At 70.2% G+C, this 18,197-nt stretch carries 16 protein-coding genes; 10 read left to right on the top strand and 6 right to left on the bottom strand.

Annotated elements, in window-relative coordinates; all coding sequences use genetic code 11:
• Nucleotides 1–2: 2 nt before the first annotated feature.
• The 5 genes from A5728_RS08910 to A5728_RS14500 all read left to right on the top strand — a co-directional run bounded on the left by A5728_RS08910 (nt 3) and on the right by A5728_RS14500 (nt 5,049).
• The gene (locus tag A5728_RS08910; RefSeq protein ID WP_035960185.1) at nt 3–1,343 is read left to right on the top strand and encodes a sulfate adenylyltransferase subunit 1; all 1,341 of its coding nucleotides are present in this window, start codon (nt 3–5) and stop codon (nt 1,341–1,343) included.
• A gap of 101 nt (nt 1,344–1,444) precedes the next feature.
• Nucleotides 1,445–3,388: a 2-succinyl-5-enolpyruvyl-6-hydroxy-3-cyclohexene-1-carboxylic-acid synthase gene (gene menD / locus A5728_RS08915; protein WP_064846721.1), complete on the top strand. Its 1,944-nt coding sequence runs from the start codon at nt 1,445–1,447 to the stop codon at nt 3,386–3,388.
• Nucleotides 3,389–3,513: 125 nt separating this feature from the next.
• Nucleotides 3,514–4,260 carry an SDR family oxidoreductase gene (locus A5728_RS08920; protein WP_064846687.1) on the top strand — a complete coding sequence of 249 codons (747 nt, stop codon included), beginning with the start codon at nt 3,514–3,516 and terminating at the stop codon, nt 4,258–4,260.
• A gap of 266 nt (nt 4,261–4,526) precedes the next feature.
• Nucleotides 4,527–4,673, top strand: a complete 147-nt coding sequence (locus A5728_RS14495) for a hypothetical protein (RefSeq protein WP_197493138.1) — start codon at nt 4,527–4,529, stop codon at nt 4,671–4,673.
• A gap of 106 nt (nt 4,674–4,779) precedes the next feature.
• Nucleotides 4,780–5,049 (top strand): MFS transporter, encoded by a 270-nt coding sequence (locus A5728_RS14500; RefSeq protein ID WP_064846688.1) that lies wholly within the window; start codon nt 4,780–4,782, stop codon nt 5,047–5,049.
• Nucleotides 5,050–5,223: 174 nt separating this feature from the next.
• Here A5728_RS14500 and A5728_RS08930 read toward each other — a convergent pair whose 3' ends face one another.
• The 4 genes from A5728_RS08930 to A5728_RS08945 form a co-directional block, all read right to left on the bottom strand.
• Complete coding sequence (locus A5728_RS08930) at nt 5,224–5,970, bottom strand: amino acid ABC transporter ATP-binding protein (RefSeq protein ID WP_064846722.1); 747 nt, start codon at nt 5,968–5,970, stop codon at nt 5,224–5,226.
• Between the two features lie 234 nt (nt 5,971–6,204).
• Nucleotides 6,205–6,999, bottom strand: a complete 795-nt coding sequence (locus tag A5728_RS08935; protein WP_064846689.1) for an amino acid ABC transporter permease — start codon at nt 6,997–6,999, stop codon at nt 6,205–6,207.
• 91 nt (nt 7,000–7,090) lie between these two features.
• Nucleotides 7,091–7,858 (bottom strand): ABC transporter substrate-binding protein, encoded by a 768-nt coding sequence (locus A5728_RS08940; RefSeq protein WP_064846690.1) that lies wholly within the window; start codon nt 7,856–7,858, stop codon nt 7,091–7,093.
• Nucleotides 7,859–7,942: 84 nt separating this feature from the next.
• The gene (locus A5728_RS08945; RefSeq protein ID WP_064846691.1) at nt 7,943–9,367 is read right to left on the bottom strand and encodes an isochorismate synthase MenF; all 1,425 of its coding nucleotides are present in this window, start codon (nt 9,365–9,367) and stop codon (nt 7,943–7,945) included.
• Nucleotides 9,368–9,579: 212 nt separating this feature from the next.
• Between A5728_RS08945 and A5728_RS08950 the strand changes: the two genes are divergently transcribed.
• From A5728_RS08950 to A5728_RS08965, 4 genes are all read left to right on the top strand, one after another.
• A complete protein-coding gene (locus A5728_RS08950) occupies nt 9,580–10,851 on the top strand; it encodes a geranylgeranyl reductase family protein (RefSeq protein ID WP_064846692.1) in 1,272 nt (423 codons plus the stop codon).
• A 109-nt stretch (nt 10,852–10,960) separates the two neighbouring features.
• The gene (locus tag A5728_RS08955; RefSeq protein ID WP_082943363.1) at nt 10,961–11,923 is read left to right on the top strand and encodes a polyprenyl synthetase family protein; all 963 of its coding nucleotides are present in this window, start codon (nt 10,961–10,963) and stop codon (nt 11,921–11,923) included.
• 95 nt (nt 11,924–12,018) lie between these two features.
• Nucleotides 12,019–13,800 (top strand): sodium-dependent transporter, encoded by a 1,782-nt coding sequence (locus A5728_RS08960; protein WP_064846694.1) that lies wholly within the window; start codon nt 12,019–12,021, stop codon nt 13,798–13,800.
• Nucleotides 13,797–14,015: a methionine/alanine import family NSS transporter small subunit gene (locus A5728_RS08965; protein WP_064846695.1), complete on the top strand. Its 219-nt coding sequence runs from the start codon at nt 13,797–13,799 to the stop codon at nt 14,013–14,015. Before A5728_RS08960 ends, A5728_RS08965 begins: the two co-directional genes overlap by 4 nt.
• A gap of 122 nt (nt 14,016–14,137) precedes the next feature.
• Here the strand turns inward: A5728_RS08965 and rarD are convergent, their stop codons facing one another.
• Both rarD and A5728_RS08975 read right to left on the bottom strand, forming a co-directional pair.
• Nucleotides 14,138–15,076, bottom strand: a complete 939-nt coding sequence (gene rarD, locus A5728_RS08970; protein WP_064846696.1) for an EamA family transporter RarD — start codon at nt 15,074–15,076, stop codon at nt 14,138–14,140.
• Between the two features lie 41 nt (nt 15,077–15,117).
• Nucleotides 15,118–16,551 (bottom strand): DUF6882 domain-containing protein, encoded by a 1,434-nt coding sequence (locus A5728_RS08975; RefSeq protein ID WP_064846697.1) that lies wholly within the window; start codon nt 16,549–16,551, stop codon nt 15,118–15,120.
• A gap of 267 nt (nt 16,552–16,818) precedes the next feature.
• Here A5728_RS08975 and A5728_RS08980 point away from each other — a divergent pair, with 267 nt between their 5' ends.
• On the top strand, nt 16,819–18,183 hold the full coding sequence (locus A5728_RS08980) for an SseB family protein (RefSeq protein ID WP_064846698.1): 1,365 nt from the start codon (nt 16,819–16,821) through the stop codon (nt 18,181–18,183).
• Nucleotides 18,184–18,197: the final 14 nt, after the last annotated feature.

The raw sequence follows: 18,197 nt of genomic DNA on the forward strand, positions 1-18,197 counted from the left end.
AGATGAGCACCGAGAACCGAGCAAGCCTGCTGCGGATCGCCACGGCCGGCAGCGTGGACGACGGCAAGTCCACGCTCGTGGGCCGCTTGCTGCACGACACCAAGAACATCCTGGTGGACCAGCTCGACGCGATCGAACGGGTCAGCCAGTCCCGCGGCCTGGACGCCGCGGACCTCGCGCTGCTCACGGACGGGCTGCGGGCCGAACGCGAGCAGGGCATCACGATCGACGTGGCCTACCGCTACTTCGCGACGCCCGCGCGCAGCTTCATCCTCGCGGACTGCCCGGGGCACGTGCAGTACACGCGCAACACCGTCACGGGTGCCTCCACCGCGGACGCGCTGATCGTGCTCGTGGACATCACCCACGGGATCATGGAGCAGACCCGGCGCCACCTGGCTGTCGGAGCCCTGCTGGGAGTGCCGCACCTGATCGTCGCAGTCAACAAGATCGACCTGTTGCCCGATGCGGAAGAAGCGTTCCGGGAACTGAGCGGACAGTTGCACGAACTCGCGGACGAACTGGGTGTGCTGGACCTGCGGATCATCCCGGTCTCCGCGCTGCGCGGCGACAACGTGGTCGAGGCCTCCCAGGACACCCCGTGGTACGACGGTCCGTCCCTGCTGAGCTGGCTCGAGAACCTCCCGGACTCGTCCGAGCTCACCCAGGCGGAACGGTTCGCGCTGCCCGTGCAGTGCGTCATCCGCCCGCAGTCCGCCGCACTGTCCCCGGAGTTCGTGGACTACCGCGGCTACGCGGGCCAGATTGCCTCCGGTTCGGTGGCCGTGGGGGACAAGGTCGCCGTGCAACCGGCCGGGCGCACCACCACGGTCGAGCGCATCGACGTGGCCGGGGCTCCCGCCGAGTACGCCGTGGCCGGGCAGTCCGTGACCCTCACGCTCGCGGACCAGATCGACATCACGCGCGGTGACCTGATCGCGGAACCGGCCGGGGCGCCGTCGGGCACCAAGTCGGTGGAGGCCGTGGTGTGCTGGCTCGACGACGAGAAGCCCCTGCGCGAGGGCCAGCGCGTGCTGCTCAAGCACACCACGCGCGTGGTGCGCGGGATCGTGGGCTCGCTCGACGGGCGGCTGAACCTCGAGAGCCTCGCCGCGGAATCGGTGGAGTCGTTCGAGCTCAACGATATCGGCCGGGTGACCGTGCGCGTGGCCGAACCGCTGTTCACCACTGCGTACACGCAGTCGCACGCGCTGGGCTCGTTCCTGCTCATCGACCCACAGTCCGGTCGCACGCAGGCCGCGGGCATGGTGCAGGACGACAGCGTCAACACCCCGGGTGTGCTGGGTAACCTCCGCGCGGACGCGGGGGAGTGGGCCATCTGAGCCGTCCCTGAGTGACCTTTGCGGCCCCGGTCCACGTCGTCGACGACGGCGCGGCACCGGGGCCGCTGTGCGTGTCGGTGCCGGTCGGTACGCTCTGGAGCGTGATCAGCCCCAGCCACGTCTCGGCCACCGCCGTCCTGCGCGCCCTCGCGATGCGCGGGATGGAACACCTCGTGGTGTCCCCGGGGTCGCGTTCCGCGCCGCTGGCATATGCCGCGGCCGCAGCGCAGGCCAGCGGTGCACTGTCGGTACACGTGCGGATCGACGAGCGCGACGCCGCCTTCACCGCCCTCGGCATCGCCCGCTCCACGGGCCTGCCGTGCGCCGTGGTGACCACGAGCGGGACGGCCGTGGGTGAGCTGCTCCCGGCGGTCATGGAGGCCTCCCACGCGGGGGTCCCCCTGGTGGTGCTCAGCGCCGACCGCCCGCCCGAACTGCGCGGCACCGGCGCGAACCAGACCACGCGGCAACCCGGGATGTTCGCCAACTTCGTGCGCGCGGCGGTGGACCTGCTGCCGCCGGACGATCCGCAGTTGTCGTGGGCGGAGCACTGCGAGGACACCGAGTCCCTGCTGGATCACGTCCTGGCCGCCCTACCTGGCGATGCGCAGGATCCGCCCGGACCCGTGCATGTGAACGTGGCCCTGCGCGATCCGCTGTACCCCGTGTGCGACGACGACCACCGTCACCTGCGCAGCTGGGCCCGCGACCTCGCGAGGGAGGTGCGGCCCGTGCGTTCCGTGGGTGCCGCGCGGATCCGGGTGCACCCGTGGTCGGTGCTCCTGGAGCCGTTCCTCCCGCCCGCCGAATCGGTGCGAATCGCGGAGTCGGCGCCATGGAACGAGCCCGTGCGTGTGACTTCCGAGGCCGACGGCGCGGATATGCGTTCCAATGCCGCGCGGCGGGTGTCTTCCGACTCTGAGTCTTCGGCGCCCCCGGCACCCTCGGCGACCGCGGGCACCGCGCATCCCCTCATCTTTGCCGGCGACGGCGCGGGGCCTACCACCGAGCGTTTCGCGCTGGAGCATTCGTTGCCCCTGCTCGCCGAACCCTCGTCCCAGGCGCGCGCGGGAGAGGCCGCCATCGCGTCCTACGAGAGCGTGCTGGACTCACCCCTCGGTGAGCGCGTGGACTCGGTGATCCTCGTGGGCCGCCCGACCCTGAGTCGCCGTGTCTCGGCGCTGCTCAAGCGCCCCGACGTGCGGGTGATCGCCGTGCGACCCGATCCCGCCCCGTGGTTCGAGCACGGCAGGCGCCCCGAGGACGCGGTGGGCTCGTTCGAGGAGGCAGCGAGCGCCGTCGGACCCGCGGAACCCGGGTGGCTCGAGGCGTGGCGCGAGGCGGGAGCCGCCGCCGACGCCGCGGTGCTGCGGTTCGCGGACGACCAACCCTCGCTGACGCGCCTGCACGTAGCGCGGGCAGTGTGGGACGCAGCGTGCGCGGACGGGTCGGTACTCGTGGCGGGGTCCTCCAACATCGTTCGGGACCTGGATCTCGTGGCCCGCGCCCGGGGGCCCTTGGCGGTGATCGCCAACCGCGGGCTCGCGGGGATCGACGGGACCGTGGCCACCGCGCACGGCGTGGGACTGGGGACGGGGCGGCCCGTGCGTGCCGTCATGGGGGACCTGACGTTCCTGCACGACGCCGGGGGACTGCTCCTGGGACCCGGCGAACGCGTTCCGGACCTGCACATGATCGTGGTCAACGACTCCGGCGGCGGGATCTTCCAGACCCTGGAACACGGGGACCTGGGCCGGGACCCGCGTTACACCGCGACCGTGGAGCGCTTCTTCGGAACCCCCCACACGGTGGGGATCGCGGAGCTGTGTGCGGCGTACGGGGTCCAGTACGTGGGCGCGGACACCGCGATCGAACTCGCCGCCGCGCTCGCCGCACCCGTGGCCGGCCGGCGGGTCATCGAGGTCACACTGGACCGGCAGAGCCTGCGGGACTTCAACGTGGCCGCCAGGGACGCCGGTGCGCGAGCGGTGCGGGAGTACCTTGAGGGCGAGCCCTCCGAACGGGAGCCTCGCGCGGGGGAGTGAATGCCACTCGGCGCTCACATGTTTTTCACCGTGCGCCGTGCGCCGTGCGCCGTGCGTACCGTCCCGGGCCGGCCGCGGCCGTATGCGCCGCCCATGGTGTCCGGGGCGCTCGTTAGCATGGCGTCATGACTGAGCAGAGCACTCACACGACCACCGTCCGCACCGCGCTCGTCACGGGCGCCACCCGCGGCATCGGCCGGGCCATCGTGCAGGACCTCGCACGGGACCACATCGTCTTCGTGGGCGGACGTTCCGCCGCCGACGTCCAGCGGGTCCGCGACGAACTCGCCGGGCTGGGTCCGGGGACCCGGGCGTTCACCGCGGACGTGAGCTCGGACGAGGAGGTCGCCGAGGCATGGGAACCCCTGCGGGACGAGTTCGAGGGTCTCAACGTGCTGGTCCACTCGGCCGGGATCGCACCGCAAGCGCGGGTGGAGGAGGCCACGCGGGAGCAGTGGGAGCGGATCTTCGACGTCAACGTGATCTCCGTGGCCCAGCTGTCCCGGTTGACCCTGCCCCAGCTGCGCGTGGCCGGCGGTGACGTCGTGGCCATCAACTCGGGCTCGGGGTTCACCTCGGGCCCGTCGGCGGCGCTGTACTCCGGGACCAAGTTCGCCCTGCGCGCCCTGACCGACGCGCTGCGTGAGGAGGAACGCGAGAACGGCGTGCGCGTGAGCTCGGTGCACCCGGGGCGCGTGGCCACGGACATGCAGGAGGAACTGCAGGCGTACATGGGCAACGAGTACCACCCCGAGGACTGGATCCGCCCCGAGCAGATTGCCGCGGCGGTGCGCACGGCAGTGGACGCCACGCGGGATTCTCAGGTCGAGGTAATCTCGGTGCGGCCCTCCGGGATGGTGAACCGGGGCTGACCGCGGTTCATCGCCTCCCGCAGGGGCCGCTCATGACGTCGTGATCGGGTGGGCGCGCTGCATCGGCGCGGGATGCGCGACCCGAGGGATGCCGGCCAACCCCGCCGGGACCACCGTGAACGCCGGTGAATAGGTGTCCTCACCATAGGGTGCGTGTTTCAATCACGCCGATTCATTCATAATTCGGGAAAGAGGCACCCCTGGTAAAACCCAGGGGTGCTCCCAGTGCCATGGGTCACGCCCTCGGTCAGGACCGAGGTCGAGTAATGAGCGCCACGTCGGTGCTCAACTCGGGCGCGGTGATCGGCGGCATGCTCGCCTCCAAGCTCGCGGACCGTTCGGGCCCGCAGCGCATCGTGGCCACCACGTTCGTGCTCGCGGCCATCACCCTGGCGCTTATGACCTTCGCGTAACCGCTGCCGGTGCTGTTCATCGTCATCGCGATCGCCGGTGTGGGCACCCTGGGTACCCAGGTGCTGATCTACGGCTTCACGTCCAACGACTACACGACCAACGCACGTGCCGCCGGCGTGGCCTGGGGACTCCGGCTCCGGCCGCCTGGGCGGGATCTTCGGCCCACTCATCGGCGGGTGGCTCCTGGCCGCCAACCTGGGAGGAGCCACCGCGTTCTACATCTTCGGTGCCGTGGCCCTGTTCGGTGCGCTCGTGACCATCCTCGTCCCGCGTCAGCGCACGGTGGAACAGGCCAAGGCCAAGGCCGAGGAGATCCTCGAGACCCAGGACATCCGGGGGTCCGCCACCGACATCCCTGTCACGGATCGCGTCTGATCCACCGATCCGGTCGGGCACCCGCTCGGCACCCGTGTTCCACCACGACGGCGCCGCTGTTCTTCCCGAACAGCGGCGCCGTCGTCGTGTGCTTCCACGCGGCGTCGAGCGCCCCGCCCATTGCTGCGGGATCACGTGGGCGGGGCCCCCGTTGCACGGGAGTCGGCGGGCGGATTACTCCGGGGTGTCCACCGTGGTGGGGTTGAGGACCCGGGAGAGGAACGTGCGGGTGCGCTCGTGCTGGGGTGAGCCGATGACCTCGCGGGCGGGGCCCTGTTCCACGACCACGCCGCCGTCCATGAACACCACGCGGTCGGCGACGTCGCGTGCGAAGGACATCTCGTGGGTCACCACGAGCATGGTCATCCCGTCATCCGCGAGTTGGCGCATGATCGCGAGGACGTCGCCCACGGTCTCGGGATCGAGAGCGGAGGTGGGCTCGTCGAACAACATCAGATCGGGGTCCATGGACAGCGCCCGCGCGATCGCCACGCGCTGCTGCTGACCGCCGGAGAGCTGGGTGGGCCGCTGGCCGGCCTTGGCCTCCAGACCCACGCGTTCCAGGTTCGCCAGGGCGATGCGCTTGGCCTCCTCCTTGGAGCGCTTGAGCACCTTGACCTGGGACACCGTGCAGTTCTCGAGCACGCTCAGGTGGGGGAACAGGTTGAACTGCTGGAACACCATGCCCACGCGGCGGCGCATGGCGTCCACGTCCAGATCTGGGTCCGTGACCGTGAACCCGCCCACGGAAATGGTCCCGGACTGCGGGGACTCCAGGAGGTTGAGGCAGCGCAACAGGGTGGACTTGCCGGAACCGGAGGGCCCGATCAGACACACGACCTCACCTGTGGCCACGTCCAGATCGATCCCGCGCAGCACCTCGAGGTCCCCGTAGGACTTGTGCAGCTCGCGCACGTGCACCGCGGCGGAACCGGAGTGGCCCCGGTCGGACGCGGCAGCGGCGTCGTCGGAGGACGCGCGAGATGCACCCGGGGACGGGGCAGCGGAACGGCCCGGACCGGTCGCGGCAGAGCTGGGACGTGCAGTAAAGGCGGCGTCGTGCTGGGAACCCCGGGCGGGATCCGCCCCGGGGGTCGCCGACGGGTCGGAGGATGCGGGATCGGGGGAGGCTGCGGAAGTGGACACTGGGAGCTCCTAGGACTTCTTGACCCGGTCGGTCTTGGTTTCGAAGTGGCGGGACAGAAGCCCCAGCGGCACGGTGATGATCAGGTAGCAGATGCCGGCCACGACGAGCGGGGTCAGCCCGGCGCCGGCGTCGGAGATGCCTTCGCGGCCGAACTTGGTGAGTTCGTACTGCTGCACGCCCATGCCCAGCAGATAGACCAGGGAGGAGTCCTTGGTCAGCAGGATGACCTCGTTGGTCAGCGGCGGCAGGACGATGCGCAGGGCCTGGGGGATCACGATCGTGACCATGGCGCGGGTGTGGGACATGCCCAGGGAGCGGGCAGCCTCGTACTGCCCCGGGGGCACGGCCTGCAGACCTGCGCGGAGGGACTCGGCGATGTACGCGGCGGCGACCACGCCGAGCGCGATCATCACGGTCACGTAGTGGTTGAAGCGGAAGCCGAAGGCCAGGGGGATGCCGTAGCCCAGGGCCAGGAACACGAGCAGCGCGGGCACGCCGCGGAAGAACTCGATGTAGAGGGTCGCGATCCACCGGTAGGGCGCCACGGAGGAGAGCTTCATGAGCGCGAGGACCACACCCAGGGTCAGGCCCACCACGAAGCCCAGGACCGTGTAGATCAGGGTGTTCTTCAGCGCCACGGTGATGATCCCGGGGAACTGGTTCAGTGCGACCTCGGGGTTGAACACGCGCTGGTAGAGCACGTTCCAGTCCGCGAGGAACACGAGTGCTACCAGTACGACGACGAGTACGGCGTACTGGATGCCCCGCGACAGCTTGGCGCGCTGCCGGGTGGTCATGGCCATGGATGTCTCCCTGTCCGTGGGTTGCCCACATATGCGTGCCGGGCGGTGTCACACCGCCCGGCACGGATGTCCTGCTCTCGGGGAGTGGAGCCTACAGGCCCATCCACTCCTTCTTCATCTTGTCCATGGTGCCGTCGCTCGTGATGCGGTCCAGGGTCTTGTTCACGGAGTCGAGGATCTCGGTGTTGCCCTTCTTCACGGCCACGCCCAGGTTCTCGTTGGTGTCCACGGTCTGCACGACCTCGAGGTCCGGGTTGTCCTTCGCGCGCTTGGACAGCGTGGAGATGTTCCCGGACACGGCCTGCACGCCACCGGACTCGAGGGACTGGAACATGAGCTCCACGTCCTCGAACTGCTGGGTCTTCAGGTGCTTGTCCTTGGCGAACTGCTCACCGGAGGTGGCCTGCTGTACGCCCACGGTCTTGTCCCCCACGGAGTCGAAGTCGCGGATCCCGGAATCCTTGGTGGTCAGCAGGGCGATCTGGTCGTTGAAGTACGGCTTGGAGAAGTCCACGGACTGCTTGCGGGCGTCCGTGATGGTGATCCCGGAAATGGCGGCATCGCACTGGTCGGTGTCCAGCGCCGCTCCGGACTCGAGGGTCTCGAAGTTCGCCTGCACCACGTTCTTCTCCCGGCCCAGGTCCTTGGCGATCTCGTCCCCCAGAGACATGTCGAAGCCCACGATCTTGCCGTCCTTCTCGAACTCGAACGGCGGGTACGGAGAGTTGGTGCACACGGTGAACGTGTCGGAGCCACCGGCCTGGGAGCCGCCCCCGGAGGTCGATTCACAACCGGTCAGTGCCAAGCCTGCGGCGGAGAGGACGGCGAGCGCGGGAACGAGTCGGCGCAGGGTTGACATGTGTGCTCCTCGGGGAGATGTGGGGTTCCGGGTGAAACTCGTGGCGATTTTACTACGGGGTGCCCGGATCGGCCCGGAATCCCTTTACTCCCGGTCCCACCGTGCGGGCAGGGACTCGAGCATGGGGCGCAGTTTCGCCCAGGTCTCGGCGAGCTCGGCGCGCGGATCGGATTCGGCCACGATCCCGCAGCCGGCGCTCACGCGCGCCCGGTGCGCGTCCAGCTGCACGGCGCCGCGCAGGGCGATGCCCCACTCGCCGTTACCCGCGCCGTCGAGCCAGCCCACAGGGCCGGCGTAGAGCCCACGGTCCATGCGTTCGAGGTCCTCGATCACGGCCCCGGCGGTCTCGGTGGGCGTCCCGCACACCGCGGCGGTCGGGTGGACGGCCTCCGCGAGTTCGAGGGCCGAGGGCAGGGTCCCGTCCACGCCCGCACGCAATTGCGCGGTGACGTCCGACGCGAGATGCCACACGTTCGGCAGCGCCAGGATGAAGGGGTGCTCGCCGCCGGAGACCTCATCCGCGTACGGGGACAGCCCCGTGATCAGAGAGTCCACGGCGAAGCGGTGTTCGCGCTGTTGCTTCTCGGACCCGCCCAGCTCGGTACCGGCGAAGTCCTCGGGGTTGGCGCCGTCCGGCAGGTCCTGGCGGTCCAGGGTCCCGGCGAGCACACGGGCCGTGGCGGTGCCGCGATGCACCCGGATGAGCATCTCGGGGGTCGCGCCGAGCAACCGGCCCGCACCCTCCCCGTCGTCCGGGCCCTCCTGCTCGGAGCCTTCCTGCTCCGGGCCCAGGCGCACGCAGTACGTCCAGCACGTGGCGAAGCGTTCGCTCAACCGCCCCAGCACCGCACCGAGTTCGATGGGCCGCCCGGTGTCCACGACCACGTCCCGCGCGAGCACGAGCTTGTCGAGCTCCCCCGCGCGGATCATCCCCACGCCGTCCGCGACGGCCTCCATCCAGCGCTGTTCGTCCAGGGCCCCGGGCACGGCCGTGGGGTACGACGACGCCGCTGCGTCCGGTTCCTCGGGCCGCGCCACCGCGGGTGCGGCGCGCACGAGGCGACGCCACGCGGCGTCGACGTCCTCGACCGTGGGTTCGGACGGTCCGGTGGAGATCAGGGTGAGCCACGCGCCATGGGCGTCGGTGCCGATCACGAGCTCGGGGACCATGAGCCCGGAGTCCACCGTGGAGGACGGCGCGAACGCGAACGCCCCGAAGGCCAGCAAACCGGTGCCTGGGCGCTGCACGGAGTCATGCACGGTCGCATCCTGGCGAAGCTCGTCCCACCACACGCGCGCGGAGGTGAATCGGGTCCCGCCCCGCACGCGGTAGGCCGCCACGCGACCGAGGCCGACGATTCCCTTGCCGCGCATGATCCACGTGGCCGGGTCCGCGCTGCCCAGCAACCGCCGGACGTCCGGGTTGCGGGCGAACTCCGCGGCCGCGGGAACTTCGGACAGGGGAAGGGTGAGCGCACTCAGGCGGGGTGCGGGGAACTCGGGTGTCATCGTCCTCAAGCATAGGACGCGCGCGTGGGCGCGGCGGTGTCGGTCGGGTGGGACCGGGACCGGCCCGGCTTCCTGCCGAGTCCGCGGGCGGAGCGACGACGGCGGGGACAGCGGCGTCGGCGGACGATGACACAATGGGCGGGTGGTCCGTCCAGCACGCGGGCGCGCCGACATCACAAGGAAGAACACAGGAAGCGGAGGGCCGCGGCGCAGTGAAGGTCTTGATCAGCGGGGGAGGCCCCGCCGGTGCCACGGCGGCGTACTGGTTGGCGAGCCAGGGGATCGCGGTGACCGTGCTCGAGAAGAGCGGCTACCCGCGGGAGAAGGTGTGCGGGGACGGGCTCACTCCGCGGGCCGTGCGCCAGATGCAGCTCATGGGCTTGCCGCGCGGCGCCGCGGAGGGTTATAAGGCCAACAAGGGACTGCGACTCGTGGCGTCCGGGCGCACCGTGGAGGTCCCGTGGCCCGAACTGACCGATTTCCCGTCCTACGGACTCGTGCGCACGCGCGCGGGTTTCGACGAGGACCTCGTGCGGCACGCCCGGCGTGCCGGTGCGCACGTGATCGAGCACCGCATGGTGCGGGACGTGCTGCGTGATGACACCGGGCGGATCGTGGGCGTGCAGGCAGCCGTGATGGACCCGGCGACCGGGCGACGCACCTCCGAGACGGAGGAGCACCGCGCGGACCTCGTGCTCGCCGCGGACGGCAACTCGACCCGCACCGCCGTGGCCGCGGGTCTGCACCGGCGCACGGATCGGCCCCTGGGCGTGGCCGTGCGCACGTACTACCGTTCCCCGCGCTCGGAGCTCGACTGGATGGAGGGGTGGCTCGAACTTGCGGACGGCACGGACCCCGAGCGCTCCCTGCTGCCCGGCTACGGCTGGGTCTTCGGTGTGGGGGACGGCACCGCGAACGTGGGCCTGGGCATCCTGGACACCTCGCCCGCGTTCGGCAAGCTCGACTACCGCGCGGTGCTGCGTGACTGGGCCGCGTCCATGCCCGCCGAGTGGACCTTCGACCCGGAGCACCAGGTGGGCCGGGTGGGTTCGGCTGCGCTGCCCATGGCCGGCAACCGCACCCCGCACTACGTTCCCGGGCTCATGCTGCTCGGGGACTCCGCGGGGCTCGTGTCCCCGTTCAACGGGGAGGGGATCTCCAACGCCATGGAGTCCGCGCTGTTCGCGGCGTCGTGCATCGTGGACGCCGCCGAGGCCAACGGGCCCCAGCAACGGGAGAACGCGCTCGCCCGCTACCCGCAGCTCGTGCGCGCCGAATGGGGGGCCCATTTCACGCAGGGCCGGGCGCTCGCCGAGCTCATCGGCCACCCGGCGATCCTCACCGCGGCCCTACGGGCGGGGATGAGCGTCCCGGCCATGATGCGCTTCGCGGTGCGGGTCATGACGGAACTGTCGGACCGGCCCGCCCGGACTGTGACCGATCGCGCGATCGCGGTGCTGGACGCACTGACCCCCGCGAGCTGAATTGTCGATAGAGTGGTGGATCGTGACTGACCCCAGCCGCCCGAATGACTCCCTGCGCTTGCCCGAAGGGTTCGAGCTCATCGCCCAGGACTCCCACCTGGGCCCGCTCATGCTGCGCAGCCTCGATCGGATCGAGCAGCGGCTGGCAGAGTCCGTGCACTCCGCGGACCGGATCGCGGACGTCGCGGCCCGGCACCTGCTCGACGCCGGCGGTAAACGGGTGCGGCCCCTCCTCACGCTGCTCGCGGCGGAAGTGGCCGGTGAGGTCACGGACGAGGTCATCGAGGCCGCCGCGGTCGTGGAACTGACCCACCTGGCCTCCCTCTACCACGACGACGTCATGGACTCCGCCCCCATGCGCCGGGGCGTGCAGACCGCGCACACGGTGTGGGGCAACACCGTGGCCATCCTCACCGGGGACATGATCTTCGCACGTGCCTCCGCCATGGTCTCCGCCCTGGGCCAGGAACCCCTCATGATCCAGGCGACCACGTTCGAGCGCCTGGTGATCGGGCAGCTGCAGGAGACCACCGGTCCCGCCCCGGACGAGGATCCCGTGGCCCACTACATCAAGGTGCTCTCCGGTAAGACCGGTTCGTTGATCGCCGCGAGCGGTCAGTACGGCGCCCTGCTGGGCGGGGGGCCCCGCTCCGTGGTGGATCTCATGGTCGTCTACGGCGAGAAGGTGGGACTCGCGTTCCAGCTCGCGGACGACATCATCGACCTCACCGGCCACCCGGACGTCTCCGGCAAGATACGCGGTACGGATCTGCGCGAGGGCGTGGACACCCTCCCGGTCCTGCTGTTGCGCCGCGACGCCGCCGGCTCCGACCCGGCCGCCGCGGCCTCCGCGCGCGAGCTGCTCGAGCTCGTGGACGGGGACCTGTCCGACGACGCCGCCCTGGCCCGCGCCGTCGAGGCCGTGTCCGAGCACCCCGCGGCTGCGGAGGCGTGGCAGATTGCCAACGACTGGGCGGACGAGGCCATCGCGGCCCTCGAACCGCTCGACGATTCCGTGGCCAAAGCGGCACTGATCGAATTCGCGCACGGCGTGGTGCATCGCAGGGGCTGAGTTCTCAGTAAGCTTGGCGCATCCGTAATCCACTTGCGCGCCACGAGGGCTTCCGCGTGCGCGCCGATGGGATTCGTCCCGCGTGAGGTTCATCCATGTCCACAGACACGACACGTGGTCGCGCCGCGAAGGAAGCATTTTCCGGGCGCACCATGTTCATCTTCGCCGCCATCGGCTCCGCCGTGGGGCTCGGCAACATCTGGCGGTTCCCGTACGTGGCGTTCGACAACGGCGGCGGCGCCTTCATCATCCCCTACCTGGTGGCCCTGCTGACCGCCGGTATCCCGCTGCTCATGCTCGACTACGCGGTGGGTCACCGCTACCGCGGGTCCGCCCCGCTGTCCTTCCGACGGCTGCACCCCAAACTCGAGACCATCGGGTGGTGGCAGCTGGCCATCTGCGTGGTGATCGCCGTGTACTACGCCCTGATCATCGGATGGGCCATGCAGTACACCGTGTTCTCGTTCAGCAAGGCGTGGGGGGACGATCCCGCGACCTTCTTCATGAGCGACTACATGCGGGTCTCGGATGAGGTCACGATCGGTTTCGACTTCATCTGGCCGGTGTTCATCGCCACGGCCATCGCGTGGCTCGTGCTGCTGATCGTGCTGATGATGGGCGTGCAGAACGGGATCGGGAAGATCAACGTGGTGTTGATCCCGCTGCTCGTGGTCATGTTCTTGATCATGGTGGGCATGGCCCTGACGCTGCCGGGTGCCGCCGCGGGTCTGGATGCCCTGTTCACCCCGTCCTGGTCCGCACTGGGTGATTCCTCCGTATGGGTCGCGGCCTACGGGCAGATCTTCTTCTCCCTTTCGGTGGGCTTCGGCATCATGGTCACCTACGCGTCCTACCTCAAGCCCCGCTCGGACCTCTCCGGCTCCGCGCTCGTGGTCGGTTTCGCGAACTCGTCCTTCGAGATCCTCGCCGGTATCGGCGTGTTCGCAGCACTCGGCTTCATGGCCTCGGCCTCCGGGACGGAAGTCGCCGACGTCGCGACGTCCGGGATCGGTCTCGCGTTCATCGCCTTCCCGGCCATCATCTCCCAGGCCCCGTTCGGCACGCTGATCGGTGTGCTGTTCTTCGGTGCCCTGGCGTTCGCCGGGTTCACGTCCCTGACCTCCATCGTGGAGGTCATCGTGGCCGGTTTCCGCGACAAGCTCGGGCTCTCGCGCCCCGCGGCCGTGGCCCTCGTGGTCATCCCGCTCGCCGCGATCTCTCTGCTGTTCTTCCCCACGACCACGGGGCTGAACCTGTTGGACGTCGTGGACGCGTTCGTGAACAACTTCGGCATCGTGGCCGCGGCCCTGGTGTCCGTGCTGTTGCTCACCGCGGGCTTCTCGGCGCTGCCCACGCTGCGTGACCACATCAACTCGGTCTCGTCCTTCAAGCTCGGGCGCACGTGGATGATCATGGTGGGCGGTGTGACCCCGGTGATCCTGGGCTACATCCTCATCGACCAGCTCACCGAGACCGTGTCCCAGGGCTACAACGACATGCCGCAGTGGTTCGTGAACACGTTCGGGTGGGGGATGGCCGTGGCCCTGATCGTCATTGCCTACCTGCTGTCCCGACTGCCCTGGTCCCGGCGCACCGCGGAGGCCCTCACGAGCCCCGCCCCCGCCATCCAGGACGCCTACGTGGACCGCGGCGCCCTCGCGCGCCACGAGCCCCTGTCCCACTACCAGGACACCGCGACCCGCACCCCCGCACTGGGCCAGGACTTCTCCCTGCGCGCCATCGAGGACGGGACCGTGGTGCAGCGTCAGGCCCCGTGGGCGCACGCCGGATCGGGTCACACCGACCCTGTCGGCGACGCCGCGGGCCGGTCGTCCGCCCAGGTCCAGTCCCGCCGCTCGGAAGGAGAACTCTCATGAGCACCATGTCCGTCGTCATGATGATCGTGGCCATGGTCACCGTGTGGGGTGGGCTGTTGCTCGCCCTGATCAACATCAAGCGCTCGCCCGAGGAGGTCGACGAGCTCGACACCCCGTCGGAGGGCTCCCGTGAGGACGCCGCGCACCGCGCGGCCACCGACGGTGACCCGGGATCCCGGGTGAACGCCGGCGCGGCTCCCGAGTCGCGGATCTGATTCACGCGGTCCCATGAGAGAAGGCCACCCCTGGTCAGGGGTGGCCTTTTCTCGTTCCGGGCCCCGGGTGCGCGCAGCGGCGGGGGATCGGGTGCTTTCAGCGGCGGTGAGACCTGGTGCGCTCAGCGGCGGGGGAGACGGGGCGCGCGAGGTGCGCGGACGGCGTCGAGCACGAGCAGCACCACGGCGAGCCACACGAGGCCGAAACCGACCCAGCGCTCCGGGGGCATCTCCTCGTGGAAGACCAGGACGGCCAGGATGAACTGGCCGATCGGTGCGATGTACTGCAGCATGCCCACGGTGCTCAGGGGCAGCCGGGCGGCGGCGGCGCCGAACAGCAGGAGCGGAACAGCGGTGATCACGCCGGAGGACAGCAGCAACAGGAAATGCCCGGTGCCCCCGGAGGTCAGGGTGATCTGTCCCTGGGCGCCCAGCAGCGCGACCGCCACGAGCGCGAGCGGCGTGATCATGGCGGTCTCCCCGGTGAGGGTGATCAGCGCGGGATAGCGCGAGCCCACGCGGGACTTAACCAGGCCGTAGAAGCCGAACGTGAAGGCGAGGCCCAGTGAGAGCCACGGCACCGCGCCGTAGAACACGGCCATGATCACCACGGCCAGCGCACCCACGGCGATCGCGGTCCACTGCAGGGGGCGCAGCTTCTCGTGCAGCACCAGGACACCCAGCAGGATGGCCACGAGCGGGTTGATGAAGTACCCCAGGGACGCCTCGAGGGTGTGCCCCGTGGTCGTGGCGACCGTGTACAGCAACCAGTTCCCGGCGATCAGCACACCGGCCACCGTGAGCGCGAGCACCGCCGAGCCGTCCCGGAACAACCGGATGAACCGGCCCACGGAGTGGGTCACGGCCAGCATCAGCAGACAGACCACCAGGGAGAAGACAATGCGCAGGGCCACGATCTCGTACGCCGTGGCCGGGGCCAGGACCACGAAGTACAGGGGCAGCAACCCCCAGATCCCGTACGCGGCGAACCCGTAGCCGAAACCGGCCCGGGCCCTCTTCTGCTGGTGAGGGCCCGGGCCGGAAGTCGCGTTGTCAGTCACCGTCCGATCCTATCCCCGGTGACCGCCGCGTCGGTTCGCGATCAGAGGTCGAAGAAACGGCTCAGGAAACCGCGCTTCTTCTTGCCCTTCTTCTCCGCCTGCTCGTTGGTCTCGACCTCCTGGCCGTCCACCACGGCGGGGGCGGAGATGTCGTCCTCAGCAGCGCCGGGGCCGGCGACGGTCTCGCGGGCGACCACCGTCTCCCGCTCGGCCCGCTCGCGGGCCACGGTGTCCTCGGAGACGTCCCGCAGGACTGGCTGCTCCGTCGCGGGTTCGCTCGGTTCCGGCGCAGTGGGTTCGCGCGTGTCCCGCGCCGCGTCCTCGTCCTGCATCCCCGGCTGGGCCGCGGCGAACTCGGGGTCCGGGATCCGGGACATGGCCGTGGTGTTGGGGTGCGGGGAGGCCTGTGGGCCGGCGGTGGCCGCGTCCCCGGAGGGACCGGGCAGCACCGTGGTCTCCACGCGACCCGGCTCGGCGGGTCCGGAGGTGGGTTCCTGGTCGAACGGGCGGTCCGGGTCCCGCACCTCGCTCGCGGGGACGGCCACGTCCCCCTCGGGCTGCTCGGGCTCGGGCGCCTCGATCTCCTCGCGGGACAGCTCGCTGGGCAGCGGCTCCTCCCGCTCGGACGTGGACGACGCCGTTGCGGCGGCTTCTTCACGCTCGCGCCGCTTGCGTTCGGCGGACTCCACGCGCTGCTGCTCACCGAGCTGCTCGGCCTGGGCCACCGCGGCACGGCGGTCCTCGAGCAGGGCCTCGCGGTGGGTCTGCGCCTGGTGTTCGAGCTCGCGCAGTTCGTCCTCGCCCACGGAGGGCTCAGCGGGTTCCACGCCCGTGATCTGGTGGTCGTCGAACCAGAAGCGCTGAGCGCCGTCGTGCACGGTGACCACACAGGTGGCGTCCGTGTCCCACTCCACGTGGGCGCCGCGCAGCTTGGCGTAGCTGGCTACGGCGAGGTTGTGGTCCACGGCGGTGTCCGTGGTCAGGGACTCCCCGATGACCTGCATCATGCGCTGCTCCGTGAGTCGGGGCAGCTCGAACTCGGGGCCGTCCAGCAGCAACCACGCCGTGATGTTGCCACCGGCGCGCGCGGGGTAGTGGGCGTAGAGACCCGTGACGGCCTTGGCGGCCAGGGTCAGCCGGCGGGCCAGACCGTCCTCGAGGGGCAGCTCGTCCGTGGTCAGCTCGGAGACCTCGTGACGCTCACCGGCCTGCTTGGCCTGCACGGCGGCGGAGACCACGCGCGGGTTGAAGTGCCCGAGCTCCTGCCACGACCACACGAAGGACCCGCGGGACGCCGATTCGGTGCCCAGCAGGTAGGGGGTCAGGGTGACGGGAGGCGTGGTTTGCAGGGTGAACGACGGCGCGGAAAAGTCCACGTCCCACTCCGCGCCCTGGGACAGTTCCGCCAGCACTGCCTGGTATTCGGTGGAAAGGAAGATCGACGCGTCGATCAACTCCTGCAAAGTTTTCGTCATGGGTCCAGGCTAACAACTGGCGCGGACGCCAGTGCGCGCCGGACGGCACGTCGGTGCCTGTGGGGCCCCTGTATCCGCCCGCGGCACGTACCCGACGACGACGCCGCGGCCGCACCGAGCGACGTCGTACCCCGCGGCCGTGTTGGGACCTCGCACGCGAGCGGTTCGTTAGGCTGGGGGCGCGCGGCGCCCGGCAGCGACCGGGGGAGATCGCGCGATCTTACAGCGAGCGGACCCGTGGCTCACGGGTCGAAGGGACACCACACCATGACCTCTGAGCCTCGGCCCGAATCGACGACCCCCGCACCCGGTGAGCGTGAACTCGTGGCACGGGTGGGCGAATGGGTGATGTCCGTCCTGCGCACGGAACCGGGCTGGGACACCATGCTCGTGGAGTTCAAGCCCCAGGGCGGGCGGGTCCATCTGCGGGTGGTCGAGAACAGGGACGGCTCCGTGATCCCCGGGGCGGCAGGGCCCATCAAGCAGGACAGCCCGGTGCTGGAGACGATCGCGCAACTGCAGCGCAGCTGCGCGGTGCCCGGGCGGGGGAGCTGGTTCACCGCGTCCGTGAGCATCGCCGCGAGCGGGTGGCCCGAGCCCACGCTGCACACGAGCGCGTCCTACAATTTCCGGGAGCTGCCCCGCCCCTACGCGGACGAGGGCGCCTACACGGGCCGGGACGTGCTGGCTCAGCTGACTGAGTTCCCGCGTACCCAGGAGCGCACGCCGTTGTGGGCCCTGGAACTGGCCGATGAGGCCGGGGTCGAGCTGCCGTTCGCACCGACCTCCGAGGACGACTCCCACGGGGACGTGCACCCCCGGTTGCGCGCGGCGGCCGAGGCGTTCACTCGCGAACCCGGGGAGCGGACCCTGGCCGGGGCCCTGCGCGAGGCGTTGGCCGGGACCGTGCTGCTGGACATCTCCGGATCGGACCTGGTCCCGGGGGAGGACGGTCAGCCCGTGGGGCCGCAGTCCCACATCCGGGTCCAGACGGTCGCCCAGCCCGACGGCGGTCGCGCACTGGCCGTGTATACGACCGCCGAGCAGGCCCGCGAGATGTTCACCCGCAGCAACAAGAACCCGGATCTAGCCGAACCCGTCCTGCTGCGCCAGCGCGCGAGCGCGATGATCGAGATGGTCGTGCAGGACACCCAGTACGACGAGATCGTGGTGGACCCGGCGTCCGAACACGCCCTGCGGATCCCCCGCCAGCAGATCGAGTGGGTGGGCCGCTCACCCCACAACGAGGCACTCAAGCAAGCGCTGCTGGACAATGCCATGGCGGACGTCCTGGGGGCCCTGCTCAACCCGAACGGTTACCTCATGCTCGGCACCCGGGACGAGGGGGAGAACGCGATCCCGGTCATGGTCCAACCCTCCGAGGAGGGCGCCGCACCGGACACCCTGCTGGTCTTCACGTCCGCGGCGGAGGTGGCCGCCCTCGACCCGGCGCTCACGGTGCGCTCGGCCCCGTCCCGGAAGATCCTGGAGTTCGCGCTCGAATCGGGTGCGGCGGCCATCTGCCTCAATGCCATGGCCCCCGTGGCCACCCTGCCCACGGCGCAGCTGCGGGAGATGCTGGAGCTCGTCACGCAGCGAGAACAGGGCGGTACCTCGCAGCCTCGCGACTGAGAGGTCGGTGGGTC

Source organism: Kocuria sp. ICS0012, assembly GCF_001665945.1.
In the GTDB taxonomy this organism is placed as follows: Bacteria; Actinomycetota; Actinomycetes; order Actinomycetales; family Micrococcaceae; genus Kocuria; species Kocuria marina.